Below are 12,351 nucleotides of genomic sequence, written 5' to 3' on the forward strand. Positions count from 1 at the left end.
CGCGCAGGTGGCGCGGGGCTCAGACCCGCTTGGGCAGCACGACGACCCGGCCGAAGAACTCGTCGATGCGGCGGACCACGTCGTTGAAGTCGTCCAGGTCGATCGGCTTGGTGACGTACGCGTTGGCCTGCAACGTGTAGCTGCCGACGATGTCGGTGTCGGCGTTGGAGGTGGTCAGCACGACGATCGGGATGGTCCGCAGATCCTCGTCCTGCTTGACCGCCCCGAGCACCTGGCGACCGTCCATGCGCGGCATGTTCAGATCCAGCAGGATCACGTCGGGTCGGCGGGCATCTTCGTGGCGGCCCTCGGCGCGGAGAAACTCCATCGCCTCCTCGCCGTCACTCACCACGTCGATGATCTTGTCGACGTCGGAGTCCGCCAGCGCCTCCTCGATCATCAGCACATCACCTGGGTCGTCGTCGACCACCAGGATGCGTACCGGCTGCGCGCTGTCTGCGCCCATCACTACCTGCCTCGGAGTCGACGGGGACGGGACCCTGACGGTCACCGCGTTGGCGGGGAAATGCTGGCGGGGAAATCTAGCCCATCAGGACGCATTGCGGGACGCGGGGTCGACCGGCTCCGGTTCGTACCGCAACACGTCGGCGAGGCCGGTCACCCGCAGCACCCGCTCGACCCGCCCGTGGGCACCGGTGAGGCGCAGCCACCCCCCGTCGGCCGCCGCCTGGTTGTCGCCCCGGACGAACACGGCCATCCCGGTGGAGTCGCAGAACGTGAGGTCGGTCAGGTCGAGCAGCACCCGGGTCTCGCCCGCCGCCCTGAGCCGCTCGATCGCGGCGGTCAGCTCGGGGGCGGTGCCCAGGTCCAGCTCGCCCACGAGCCGCAGGCAGGCGCCACCCCCGTCGCGCTCGACGTAGTTGACGCTGAACGTCACCGTTCTCCCCCTCGCTCCACCACGGGGGTGGGACGTTTGCAGTCCGGCAAGTATACGCAGAGCTGACTCGTCCGCCGCCGAGCGCGGTGATCGATCCGGACGCCCCCGACGGGTCGGTCAGCGGGCGGTGCCGGGCAGCGCCGCGCATCCCAGCGCCAGCGCCCGCGCCGCCCGGGGAAAGTCCCGCAACGCGAGGGCGTAGTGCTCCAGCGGCAGGACGACCGCCCCGGCTGGCACCCCACGACTTCCCAGAATTTCCGACAGCCACTCCACGAACTCCGTGAACAGGGTGGGGTCGTCGACGTAGACCGCCGCGGCCAGGAAATCCACGATGTGGCCCAGGTCGCTGACTGTCGAGTCGAGCTGCGCGGCGGTGTACGCCCGTGCCGCCGGCACCCGCTCCCGCAGCTCCGCCAACGCGCTGTCGATCAGCTCACCGCGACGGCGCACCAGGCTGGCGTACTCGTCGTCGGCCAGGTGGGCCAGCCGCGCCGGCGGCGCCGCGCGCAGCGCCCGCTCGTCGGCGATCAGCTCGGCCGCCGAGGGCGCGTCCGGTGCCCAGGCCACCCCGAGCCGACGCGCCCAGCGGCCGTCCGTGCCGAACCCACGCCCGCCAACCACCACCGGGACGTCCGAGCGGCGGCAGGCCTCGATCATGCGGTGGGCGTACGGCAGGCGCATCGGCAATGCGCACGCCAACGCGACCGCGTGCGCGTCGTAGCGGTGCAGGTACGACACGAGGTGCGCCGCGGGGACGCTGGCGCCCAGGAAAGTCACCTGCCACCCGCGTAACCGCAGCACCTCGGCCACCAGCCGGGGCGGCAGCGCGTGCCACTCGCCGTCCATGCAGGCGACCACGACCCGGCCGTTGATCGGCTGCGGTCTGGCGTGCGCGGAAACCGCCGCCACCACCTGCTCGCTGATGTGGGTGGCCGCGTGCTCCTGGGCGACGCTCCACTCGTTGCGGGCCCACCGCTCACCCACCTCCGCCTGCGCGGGCGCGACCAGGCCGAGCAGCACCCGCTCCGCTGGGACGCCCGCGTCGAGCAGACCGATCGCCAGGTCGGTCGCCGCGTACTCGTCGGCGTCCGCGAGATGCTCCAGATATCCGGAGTACGCCTCGCCGAGGTCGTTGGTGGCCGTGGCGGCGGTCACGCGTCAGGCTCCCTCGTGTGGTCGACGCTGGCGGGCACCGAGTGCAGGTGCCGTGCACCGCGCCCGCCCAGGCCGACCGCCCGCAGCGCCAGCACGGCGATGTCGTCGTGGTCGCCCTGTGCCAGCCAGTCGCAGGTGATCTGCTCGACCCGTTCGGCCAGGGCCGGGGCGGGCATCCGATGGCAACCGGTCAGCGCGCTGATCAGCCGCTCCGGGCCGAACTGCTCGTCCCCGCGCCGGCCGCCCCGGGCCTCGGTCACCCCGTCGCTGTAGAGCAGGCAGGTCTCGCCCGGCGCCAGCCGCACCGTCACCTCGCCGACGCGGGGGTCGGGCACCACCCCGATCAGCATGCCGCGCAACGGCACCGTCTCCACCTCACCGCTGGCGCGCAGCACCAGTGGTGGCAGGTGCCCGCCGCCGGCCATGGTGAGGGTGAGGCCGCCGTCGCGCTCCGGGCGGGCCACGCCGAGCACGATGGTGGCGAAGCGGCCCTGGCCGTGCGCCTGGGTCGTCTCCAGCAACGCGTCGTTGAGCAGCCGCAGCAGCCGCGCCGGGTGCGACTCCAACCGGTGCAGCGCCTGCAGACACTGGCGCAGCTGGCCGGTGAAGACGGCGGCTTCGACGCCCTTGCCCGACACGTCGCCGAGGAAGAACACCGAACCCCCGTCGGGGAGCCGGTGCGAGCCGTAGAAGTCGCCGCCGATGCGCAGTCCCGCCTGCGCGGGCCGGTACGCGGTGCCCCACTGCACACCGGTCGCCTCGACCGGCTCGACCGGCAGGAGGCTGGCCTGGAGGGTGTCGGCCACCTCGGCCTGGTCGCGGTAGAGCAGCGCGGTGGTCAACGCCGCGCCCGCGCGGGCCGCGAACGCGCGGACCAGCTCCACGTCGTCCTCGTCGTACCAGCGGGTGGCGCGACGGGCCACCAGCAGCACACCGACCGGCGCGTCGCGGCCCGGCAGCGGAACGACCCGGGCGGCGCTGTCAGTGCCGGCCAGGCCCGGTAGCCAACCGGCGTCGACCGCCTGCTCGACCAACCAGTCCACCGCGTGCGGCTCGGCCCCGGTCAACCCGTCGGCGATGGCGGTCGGCAGCTCGCCGCCGGCCAGGACGCCGCTGTCCACAGTCGTCACCTCGTCGTCGGTGCGTGAGGCCCGCCACCAGCGGGCGCGCCCGGCCTTCGGGGCGAGCACCAGCACCGCCACCTCGGCCAGGGTCGGCACGGCGAGTCGGACGACAGCGGCGGCAGCCCGGTCCGGGTGCAGTGGGTTGCCCAGCTTGTCGCCGACCACGGCCAGGAACGCCGAGCGAGCCCGTTCGGCGAGCAGCGCGTCGGCGCGGCTGACGCTGTCGGTGACGTCCTCGACGTACCAGCAGCAGCGGTCACCGGAGAGCGGCACCTGGCGCGCGGTGAGCCGGCGCCCGCGATGGGTGAAGCCCCCGGGGACACCGTCGCTCAACCCGGGCACACCGGCAGCGCCGAGCAGCTCACCGGGAGTCACCTCGGGCAGCAACCGCTCGGCCACCGGGCTGACGTGCCGCACGACGCCATCGGCGTCGCAGACCACCAGGCCCTCCCGGAAGTGCTCGACGACCTCGAACCAGTCGGGCGTGGCCTGCCCCCGGTCGGGGGCCAGCGGCGGCAGGGCCGCGGTGGGGCGGCGAACGTCGGCGGACCACGCCGAGGGTCGTGTCGTGCTCGGCGTGGAGAGCCGTCCGTCGCCCGGGTCCCAGTCCCTGACGTCGGAAGCAGTCACCAGCTGAGCCTCACTCCTTTGTCGTTCACCGAACCCGTGCCGGAACCGGCGTCCACGGTCAAAACTCTCCCGTCACCCTACGCCGGAACCCGGAAAGCGGCATCTCACGGCCGGTGGCCGGCACCGCCACGACGGGGCGTCGGACGAGCGACACGGGGGCGCGTCACCGCCCCCGCTTTGCGTTTTGTGGCTCAACAAGGAAAATGGTGAGATGCCCGACCAGCTGTTGACCATCGAGACAATCCGGCTCGCCGCCGGGAACGTCCGACTCCGGCTGACCGGCGAACTCGACTACGACAGCGCACCCGAGCTGATCGCCGCGGCGGCCGGGCTGCGCGACGACGAAGCCCCGGTTCTGGTCGACCTGACCGGGGTCACCCTCTGCGACTCCTCCGGGCTCAGCGCCTTGCTGGTGGTGCACCGCGCCGCCGGCGCGATCCGACTGACCGGGGTCAGTCCTCAGCTTCAGCGGATGCTGGACCGCACCGGCCTGACCGAGTTGCTGGCCGAGGCGTACGCCGCCGACGACGTGCGCGCCACCGGCTGACCGACCGGCCACCCCCGCACCGGACGGGGTGGCCCCCGACCCTGGGACCTGGGGTCGGGGGCCGGAGGAATGTCTAGGGTGCCGTCATCGGCTGGAGCCGGGGACCGTCCTCACGCAGCTCGCCGATCGGGGCCGGGTCGACGTCCTCGGGCTCCCCCGAATCGGGCGTCTGGTACAGGTAGCGGACGAACTGCCCACCCGCCTCGTTGTCGTCCGCGCCGGGCCACTGACCGATGCAGTCCATCCCGATCACCTCGCGGCCCGTTCCGTCGGCCTCCTCCACCAGCGCCCACAGGCTCACCGGGTAACACCTGGTGACCTCGGGTGTGAGTTGCCAGCGGGCGTACCAGCCGGGTCGAGCGGGGACGATCTCGACAACTTCCTTCATGACGACCTTCCTTCCGCGTACCTCGGAAGAACTCCGGTCCTGACCCGATCGTGCGGGCCGTGCGGGTGAGCACCCCTCACCCCCGCCGGATGAAGCGTGGCGCAGGTCGGTCCGACCCGGCCGGCGGCCTCCGTTTCCTTCTCCGGGACGGCGGGAAGGCGACTGGCGCAGCCACGATCCCCAGCGGAAGGGATGCACCATGCGCAAGCAGATGGAGGGCGACAACCAGAGGCGCCGGGCCCTGGCCCGGCAGGCCCGGGAACAGAATCGCCAGCCCAGCGAGATCGGCGCCAGCCTGAGCGCGTCCAAGCAGCTCACGAGCCTCGACGCGGGTAAGCGGGCGGGCCCACCAGCGGCCGGACCGCACAAGTCGGACACCACGCGCGGGGGGCCGGCACCGCCGCCGGTCGGTAGCGCCGACAACCCGCGACCGCAGCCGTCCCCGCCGAGCGGCGCGGCCGGTGTGAACAGCATGGGCTACCACGACCTGGTCGACGAGGTTCGGCGTCGCGCCGGGGTCGACTTCAAGACCGCCAAGGTGGGCACCGAGGCGACCGTTCTGGTCCTCGCGTTCGCCCTGGAGGCCGCCGAGCGGCAGCGGCTGCTCGCCGCGGTGCCGGCGTCGCTGCACGACGTGCTGCCGGTCGACGGCATCGAGCGGCACCAGGACCTGCCCGGCTTCCTGGCCGAGGTGGGCCGGATCAGCGGCAACACCCCGGAGCAGGCCCGTTACCAGGCAGAGGCGACGATCGCCGCGCTCGCCGAGCAGGACGGCGACCTGGTCGAGTCGTTGCACGTACCCGACGGGTTGCGCGACCTGCTGAACCCGCCGGAGGTTGGCGGCGGCCTGGTGGGCGCCTCCACCACCACACCCACCCTGGACGCCGACGAGATCAGCGCGGCGCTGGACGACCTGCCCTACTGGTCCGGCGACAGCCAGGGTCTCTACCGGGTGGTCGCCCTGCCGCCCGACAACCTGGACCGGGTGCTCGCCCGGCTCGACCGGCTTCGCCAGGACAACGGCCGCGGCCCGAGCATCGGACGTCCGGGCGACACCGCCGCCGTGTTGACAGTGCGAACCAACCAGGCCAACGGGGTCACCGCGCTCGACGTGGACCTCGCCCGCCAGATCGACGACGCGATCGACGAGGTGGGGGCCGGGATGGCCGGCGGCTGACCGGCCACCACGACACCGTCGGGGCGGGGGGGCGGGGGGGCGCCCCCCCCCCCCGCCCCCCCCCCCCCCGGGCCCGGGGGGCGCCGCGGGCGGGGCCGGGGGGCACCCCCCCCCCGCCCGGCGGGAGGGGGGGGGCGCCCCCCGGGGGCCCCCCCCCCCCGCCCCCCCCCCCCCCGCGGGGGGGGGGGGGGGGGGGGGGGGGGGGCCCCCCCCCCCCCCCCCCCGGGGGGGGGGGGGGGGGGGGGGCCCCCCCCCCCCCCCCGCCCCGTCCGCCGTGCCGGGTGCACGGAGGGCTCGGCTAGCGTGCCGGGCATGAACCGCGCCGCCGACCGGCTGGAACTGGTCGCCGATCCGGTCCGCCGGACCGGGCGGACACTGCTGTCCGCCGGGGTCGAGCAGTCGTACGTGGATGTCGAGGATCCCCGGCACCTGCACTTCGATTACGTCCGGCGAATCGCCTCGGCCGTGGAGGTGGCCGCCCCGGCCGGCGCGCCATTGAACGTCCTGCACCTGGGCGGCGGCGCGTTGACGTTGCCCCGTTGGCTGGCCGCCACCCGGCCCGGCTCCCCGCAACGGGTCGTCGAGCGGGACGCGGCGGTGGTCGAGCTGGTGGCCCGGGAGTTGCCGCCGGTGCCGCCGGACGTGCGGGTGGAGGTCGCCGACGCCCGGGACGCCCTGGCCGACACCCCGGACGGCCGCTACGACCTGGTGATCGCTGACATCTACCGCGCGGCCCGGATGCCCCGGCACGTGCGCACCGTCGAGTTCGCCGCCGAGGTGGCCCGCGCCCTGCGCCCCGACGGGTTGTACCTGGTGAACGTCACGGATCTGCCTCCGCTGGTCGCCACCCGGGTGCAGGTGGCCACCTTGCGGGCGGTCTTCGCCGACGTCTGCGTGGTCGGCGACCGGCGGATGTTACGCGGCCGCAGGTACGGCAACCTGGTGCTGGCCGCGACCTCCCGCCCCGGCGGGCTGCCGGTGGCCCGGCTGGCGGTGGCCGCCCTGCGCGACCCGGTGCCCGGTGGGCTGCTGCACGCCGGCGCGCTCGACACGTTCACCGCCGGCGCACACCCCGTCACCGACGCGGACGACAACTCGCACCACTGATCGCCGTTGTGCCCCCCATTGCCGGGTTTCCGACGGCCTGCGCGGGGAAGGCCCGCCGGATGAGCAACGTCGACGATCGGGCGACTGGCCGCCGAACCCTGATCGTGATCGGTCTGGTGCTGGCGACCGCCCTCGCGCTGGGGTTCGTGTACGCGACCCGGCGGGTGCTGGTCTGGGCGGTGGTCGCCGCGTTCTTCGCCGTCGCGCTCAAGCCCCTCGTCGACCGGCTGCAACGCCGCTTCGTCCGGCGCCGGGCGCTGGCCACACTGCTGGTGTTCCTCGCCGCGTTCGTCCTGCTGGCGATCCTGGCCGCGCTCATTCTGGTGCCGTTGTTCGGCGAGTTGGGCCGCTTCGCCGACCGGGCGCCCGAGCTGCTGCGGGAGGCCCGCGCCGGACGGGGCCCGGTGGGGCAGGCGCTGGAGCGCACCGGGGCACGCCGCTACGTCAGCGAGCACTCCGAGCAGTTGCGCGACCTCGGAGCTCGCCTGCGCCAACCCGCTGTCGGTGTGCTGCGCGGCGTCGTCGAGTCGGTCGCCGGGCTGGTCACGGTCATCGTGCTGGCGTACCTCATGGTGTTGGAGGCGCCGCGGATCACCAGCGGCCTGCTCGCGGCGGCCGGGGACGGTCAGGGCGAGCGGCTGCGCCGGGTGGGCCGGGAGATGTCGCGCACCGTGACCGGCTATCTCACCGGGAATCTGCTGATCAGCGTGATCTGCGGGGCGTTGACCTTCGTGGTGCTGACCCTCACCGGGGTGCCCTTCGCGGCGGTGATAGCCCTCCTGGTGGCGGTGGCCGACCTGATACCGCTGGTCGGGGCGACCCTCGGCGCGGTGATCGCGGCCGGTGCCGGGTTCCTGCACTCCCCCACCGCCGGGGTGGTGGTGCTGGTCTTCTTCGTGGTCTACCAGCAGGTGGAGAACCACCTGCTCCAGCCACTCATCCTGTCCCGCGCGGTCCGGCTGAACCCGTTGACGGTGCTCGTCAGCGTGCTGCTCGCGGCGGAGCTGGCCGGTCTGCTCGGCGCGCTGCTGGCCATCCCCGCCGCCGGGATCGTCCAGACCCTGCTGCGCGAGTACGGCCCGCGCCGGCTGCGGCCCGCCCCGCCGGCCGGTCCGGCCGCGCGGTCCGCGCGACCGGCCGGCTCCACCGACTGACCATTGCGGGTACGGCCGGCGCCGCCACCCGCCCGGTCAGCGGGCCCGGGACGCCACCTCGGGAGACGTGCTCTCCAACGGCACGGCGTTCGCCGGCACCAGCCCCAACTGGACCGCGGACCGGGTCAACGCGGCGTCCAACGCCCAGTCCGCGCTGACCCGCGTGCGGTTTCCCGGCATCGCCATCAGGTGGTACGCCCGGGTGACCGCCTTGGCCGGCAGACCGGCCAGGTTGACCTGCAACGGGTTCGCCGCCGCGTCCTTGCCACCCAGGTCGACGACCCAGCCGAGGTCGTGGTGCTTGTACGGCTTGCGGCGGCCGAAACCGTACGACGCGGCGATGTTGTGCGCCGCGCGCTTGCCCTGCCGCTGCGCGTGCTGGGCGGTCATCCCGCAGACCTTGCCCGGGTTGACGAGGTCGGGCACCGCGGCGGCGTCGCCGATGGCGTACACCTCCGGATAGCCGGGGACGTTGAGGAACTCGTCGGTGACCAGCCGACCCCGGTCGGTCCGCAGGCCCAGCTCGTTGACGAACGGGTCGGGGCGCACCCCCACACACCACACCAGGGTGCAGGTCGGCACGTACTCACCGTCGGTGAGCTTCACCCCGTCGCAGGTCGCCTCGGCGACCGAGGTGCCCATTCGCACGTCGACCCCACGCCGGTTGAGCACCTTGTGCGAGGTGTCCGACATCCGCTTGTCCAACTCCGGCAGCACCCGGGACGCCACGTCGAGCAGCATCCAGCGGGGCCGGACGGTGAGCCGGGGCCGTTGCGCGTGCAACGCGTCGGTGAACAGCTGCCCGTGCGCCGCGACCTCGGTGCCGGTGTAGCCCGCTCCGACCACCACGAAGGTGGAGCGGGCCTGCTGCTCGGCAGGGTCCTCGGCCTGCTCGGCCAGTTCGACCTGCCGGACAATGTGATCATGCAGGTAGACGGCCTCGGGCAGGCCACGGAAACCGTGCGCGTACTCGGTCACCCCGGGGATGGGCAGCAGCTTGTTGACGCTGCCCACGGCGAGCACCAGCCGGTCGTACGCCAGCCGGTTCTTCTCCCCCTCGGCCTGGGTGAAGCCGACCCAGCGGTTCTGCAGGTCCACGTGGTCCGCCTCGCCGATCACCACCCGTACGCCCTTGAGCGTCCCGGTCAGCGGCACGGCGATCCGTCTGGGTTCGACCACCCCGGCCGCCACCTCGGGCAGCAGCGGCAGGTACAGGAAGTAGTCGGTGGAGTTCAGCACCACGATCTCGGCCCGGTCCCGGGCGATCCGGCTCAACGTCTTCGCCGCGTGGTAACCGGCGAACCCGGCCCCCACGATCACCACACGAGGTTTCGTCATTGCGGGCCGTTTCCCGTCGAAGCCCGCGACAAACGTCCGGCGCGCCAGCCGCGCTCAGCTCGGCTGGAGCCGGACGTGGCCGCTGCGACCGATCGCCTCGACCTCCCACAGTTGGCCGAACGCCCGGACCCGCTCGGCGACGATCCGGCCCACTTCCTCCGGGACGACCGGATCGAGGACCAGCCGGCCGCCGACCGGGTTGATGCCGAGCATGGCGCGGATCAGGGCCAGCGGCGTGCCGGCCGCCCACGCCTGCGGGCTGCACGCGGTCGGGTACGGCACGGCGAACAGCAGCCGCTCCCGATCGAACCCGCTGAGCGCCTCCGGCAACCGGTAACCGAACTGGTCGGCCGCCTCGATCATCGCGAGACTGATGCGGTTCGACTCGGCCCGGTAGCCGTACCGGGCCAGGCCGAGCGCGGCGATCGAGTTGTCGTGCGGCCAGACCGTGCCGAGGTGGTAGCCGAGGGCGTTGTAGGGCCGTTCCTCCCGGGACAGGGTGCGGATGCCCCAACCGGAGAACATGTCCGGGGACATGAGTTGTCGCACCACCGCGTCGGCCCGCTCCGGTGGCACGATTCCGCTCCACAGCAGGTGACCCATGTTCGAGGTCTTGGAGTCGACGCGGTTCTTGTCGCCGTCCAGGGCGACCGCGTAGAAGCCGCCCCGTTCCTCGATCCAGAAGTCCTGGTTGAACCGCTCGCGCAGGGTGTTGGCCTCGTCGCGTAGGCGACGAGCCAACACGGCGTTGCCCAACGGCCCGTCGAACAACTCGGCCAGCCGCATCTTGGCGTCGTAGGTGTAGCCCTGGAGGTCGCTGGTGGCCAGCGGGAGCACGGGGATTCGGCCGTCGGCGAAGCAGACGCCGTCCGGGGAGTCCCGCCAGCACTGGTTACCCAGCCCCTCGGGCGAGCGGGTGCCGTACTCGACGTAGCCGTCGCCGTCCCGGTCGCCGTACTCGTCGATCCAGCGCAGCGCGGCCACCGCATTGTCCCGCAGGTGCCGGACGGTCTCGTCGTCTCCGGTCCACCGCCAGTACTCGGAGAGCAGGATCAGCCAGAGTTGGGTGGCGTCGGCGCTGCCGTAGTTCGGGCCGAACGGTTTCTCACCGCTGCGGGTCAACTCGCCGCTGCGCACCTCGTGCAGGATCTTGCCGGGCTCCTCGTCGGTGAAGTCGTCGCACGTCTCACCCTGAAGCCGGGCCAGGGCGAGCAGCGCACCCTTCGCCAGAGTGGGTCCGGCGACCAGCGTCTGGTAAGCGGTGATGAGCGTGTCCCGTCCGAAGACGGTGAGGAACCAGGGCAGCCCCGCACCGGGTAGCAAAATCCGCTGACCCTTCACCTCCAGGTCGAGCCGCAGCGCCGACAGGTCCCTACGGGACTGGTTCACGGTGCGCTCCAGCGGCACGTGGTCGCTGCGCAGCACCGCGCGGTCCGCCAACCACCGGCCCAGCGGGTCGTCGGCGCGGCCGTGGAAGACATCGGCGATGTCACCTCGGACCGGCTCCACCACCCCCATCCCGGACGGCAGGGGCACGTGCAGGTCGACCTGCCACTCCTCGCGGGGGTTCAGCTCCAGTTCCCAGACCAGTTCGTCGCGCTCGACGCGGTCGGCCGGCTTCGAGCAGCACACCCGGGTCTGCGCGGAGAAGTCACCGCGCTGGTAGGAAAAGCACAGCTCGGACGCGTCAGCGGCGTGGTCCCGGCTGATCTCGGCGGAGCGGTCCCGGACCCTCGACTTGACCTCGAACAGGTCGGCGAAGTCGGCGGCGACGGCCAGGCGCAGCTCCACCCGGACCGGCTCCAGCCGGAAGGAGACGAGTTCCACGCGCTCGTGAAAGCCGTCGCCGACGTAGCGCAACCGCCGCAGGCCCAGCGAGTTCGGTGGCAGACCGGGCAAGTCCGGGTTGGTGAGCACGTACTGCGCGGAATAGTGGTCGATGGTTTCGGCGCGCAACAACAACAGCGCACCGCCGTTGACGGTCAGGTTCCAGCCACTGATCAGGCGGGTGTCCAGGTGGACGAGGCCGCCGATGCTCCCCGTCGGCACATCACCGCACGCGTTCGAGTACAGGAACGTGGGGCCGCTGAGCACCGCGAGCGAGTCGGGGCCCAACTCGGGCGGGATGGCGCGCTGGTCGGCGCTGTCCGCCTCCCCGACGGACAGACCGGGCATAGGATTGGCAGGAGTCGCGCGAACGGCAGCCATGACACCCACAGTAGGAAACAGGGCACGGAGCGTCATCACCCGGTCCGGGTGAAAGGCCCGCTACTCCTTCGGCCCGTCGCGGTTCGGTCGACGGTCAGGCGGGCGTTTGTGCCGTGATCGCCCAGCGCTCGTGGTCGCGCCAGGCGCCGTCGATGAACAGGTAGTCCGGGGAGAAACCCTCCAACCGGAACCCCAGCTTGCGGGCCACCCGCCGCGACGGTTCGTTGCCCGGTTGGATGTTCGCCTCCAGCCGGTGCAACCCGGCCGAGGTGAACGCGTGGTCGATCACCAGGGCGACGCCCGCCGAGGCGTGACCGGTCCCGCTGTACGGCAGGAACGCCGCGTACCCCAGGTAGCCACCGCGCAGCGCGCCGAGCACGATCCCGCTGATGTTCACGTAGCCGGCGATCTCGCCGCTGGCCCGGTCGCAGATCAGGTAGCCGGCGCTGTCGCGGCGACGGATCCGGCGCAGATAGAGCTCGTACTCCTGCGGGCTGGCCGGCGCGGCCAACCAGGGATGGTGCAGGTCCCGACTGCGCAGCACGGCGGCGACGAACTCGTCCGAGTCGGTGGGCCGGGGTCGCCGGATCGCGGCGGGACCACCGGTACGCAGGTATCTCACGGC

Annotated in this window: 12 protein-coding genes; 4 read left to right on the top strand and 8 right to left on the bottom strand. The window is 72.8% G+C overall.

Annotation, left to right across the window (positions count from 1 at the left end; genetic code table 11):
- Nucleotides 1-19: 19 nt before the first annotated feature.
- The 4 genes from ACIBEF_RS24735 to ACIBEF_RS24750 form a co-directional block, all read right to left on the bottom strand.
- The gene (locus ACIBEF_RS24735; protein ID WP_396795519.1) at nt 20-466 is read right to left on the bottom strand and encodes a response regulator; all 447 of its coding nucleotides are present in this window, start codon (nt 464-466) and stop codon (nt 20-22) included.
- Nucleotides 467-550: 84 nt separating this feature from the next.
- Nucleotides 551-898 carry an STAS domain-containing protein gene (locus ACIBEF_RS24740; RefSeq protein ID WP_396795520.1) on the bottom strand — a complete coding sequence of 116 codons (348 nt, stop codon included), beginning with the start codon at nt 896-898 and terminating at the stop codon, nt 551-553.
- A gap of 117 nt (nt 899-1,015) precedes the next feature.
- Nucleotides 1,016-2,053, bottom strand: a complete 1,038-nt coding sequence (locus ACIBEF_RS24745; protein WP_396795521.1) for a B12-binding domain-containing protein — start codon at nt 2,051-2,053, stop codon at nt 1,016-1,018.
- Nucleotides 2,050-3,807 (bottom strand): PP2C family protein-serine/threonine phosphatase, encoded by a 1,758-nt coding sequence (locus ACIBEF_RS24750; RefSeq protein ID WP_396795522.1) that lies wholly within the window; start codon nt 3,805-3,807, stop codon nt 2,050-2,052. The genes ACIBEF_RS24745 and ACIBEF_RS24750 overlap by 4 nt, the downstream gene beginning before the upstream one ends.
- A gap of 211 nt (nt 3,808-4,018) precedes the next feature.
- Between ACIBEF_RS24750 and ACIBEF_RS24755 the strand changes: the two genes are divergently transcribed.
- Nucleotides 4,019-4,354, top strand: a complete 336-nt coding sequence (locus ACIBEF_RS24755; protein WP_396795523.1) for an STAS domain-containing protein — start codon at nt 4,019-4,021, stop codon at nt 4,352-4,354.
- A gap of 73 nt (nt 4,355-4,427) precedes the next feature.
- Here ACIBEF_RS24755 and ACIBEF_RS24760 read toward each other — a convergent pair whose 3' ends face one another.
- Nucleotides 4,428-4,742, bottom strand: coding sequence for a hypothetical protein (locus tag ACIBEF_RS24760; protein WP_357233583.1), 315 nt, complete (start codon nt 4,740-4,742; stop codon nt 4,428-4,430).
- A gap of 199 nt (nt 4,743-4,941) precedes the next feature.
- Here ACIBEF_RS24760 and ACIBEF_RS24765 point away from each other — a divergent pair, with 199 nt between their 5' ends.
- From ACIBEF_RS24765 to ACIBEF_RS24775, 3 genes are all read left to right on the top strand, one after another.
- On the top strand, nt 4,942-5,919 hold the full coding sequence (locus tag ACIBEF_RS24765) for a DUF2267 domain-containing protein (protein ID WP_396795524.1): 978 nt from the start codon (nt 4,942-4,944) through the stop codon (nt 5,917-5,919).
- Between the two features lie 312 nt (nt 5,920-6,231).
- Nucleotides 6,232-7,026: a spermidine synthase gene (locus ACIBEF_RS24770; protein ID WP_396795525.1), complete on the top strand. Its 795-nt coding sequence runs from the start codon at nt 6,232-6,234 to the stop codon at nt 7,024-7,026.
- Between the two features lie 59 nt (nt 7,027-7,085).
- On the top strand, nt 7,086-8,180 hold the full coding sequence (locus ACIBEF_RS24775; protein WP_396795526.1) for an AI-2E family transporter: 1,095 nt from the start codon (nt 7,086-7,088) through the stop codon (nt 8,178-8,180).
- Between the two features lie 36 nt (nt 8,181-8,216).
- Here the strand turns inward: ACIBEF_RS24775 and ACIBEF_RS24780 are convergent, their stop codons facing one another.
- From ACIBEF_RS24780 to ACIBEF_RS24790, 3 genes are all read right to left on the bottom strand, one after another.
- Nucleotides 8,217-9,518, bottom strand: a complete 1,302-nt coding sequence (locus ACIBEF_RS24780; protein WP_396795527.1) for an NAD(P)/FAD-dependent oxidoreductase — start codon at nt 9,516-9,518, stop codon at nt 8,217-8,219.
- A gap of 54 nt (nt 9,519-9,572) precedes the next feature.
- On the bottom strand, nt 9,573-11,726 hold the full coding sequence (locus ACIBEF_RS24785; RefSeq protein WP_396795528.1) for a glycogen debranching N-terminal domain-containing protein: 2,154 nt from the start codon (nt 11,724-11,726) through the stop codon (nt 9,573-9,575).
- Nucleotides 11,727-11,820: 94 nt separating this feature from the next.
- Nucleotides 11,821-12,348, bottom strand: coding sequence for a GNAT family N-acetyltransferase (locus ACIBEF_RS24790; protein ID WP_396795529.1), 528 nt, complete (start codon nt 12,346-12,348; stop codon nt 11,821-11,823).
- Nucleotides 12,349-12,351 lie beyond the last annotated feature (3 nt).

Source organism: Micromonospora sp. NPDC050795 (assembly GCF_044456785.1).
GTDB lineage: Bacteria > Actinomycetota > Actinomycetes > Mycobacteriales > Micromonosporaceae > Micromonospora.

What these genes read in the sequence shown, in the direction of transcription:
- ACIBEF_RS24735 (WP_396795519.1), bottom strand. Translation starts at nt 466, where the DNA reads ATGGGCGCAGACAGCGCGCAGCCGGTACGCATCCTGGTGGTCGACGAC.
- ACIBEF_RS24755 (WP_396795523.1), top strand. Translation starts at nt 4,019, where the DNA reads ATGCCCGACCAGCTGTTGACCATCGAGACAATCCGGCTCGCCGCCGGG.
- ACIBEF_RS24760 (WP_357233583.1), bottom strand. Translation starts at nt 4,742, where the DNA reads ATGAAGGAAGTTGTCGAGATCGTCCCCGCTCGACCCGGCTGGTACGCC.
- ACIBEF_RS24765 (WP_396795524.1), top strand. Translation starts at nt 4,942, where the DNA reads ATGCGCAAGCAGATGGAGGGCGACAACCAGAGGCGCCGGGCCCTGGCC.
- ACIBEF_RS24770 (WP_396795525.1), top strand. Translation starts at nt 6,232, where the DNA reads ATGAACCGCGCCGCCGACCGGCTGGAACTGGTCGCCGATCCGGTCCGC.
- ACIBEF_RS24775 (WP_396795526.1), top strand. Translation starts at nt 7,086, where the DNA reads ATGAGCAACGTCGACGATCGGGCGACTGGCCGCCGAACCCTGATCGTG.
- ACIBEF_RS24780 (WP_396795527.1), bottom strand. Translation starts at nt 9,518, where the DNA reads ATGACGAAACCTCGTGTGGTGATCGTGGGGGCCGGGTTCGCCGGTTAC.
- ACIBEF_RS24785 (WP_396795528.1), bottom strand. Translation starts at nt 11,726, where the DNA reads ATGGCTGCCGTTCGCGCGACTCCTGCCAATCCTATGCCCGGTCTGTCC.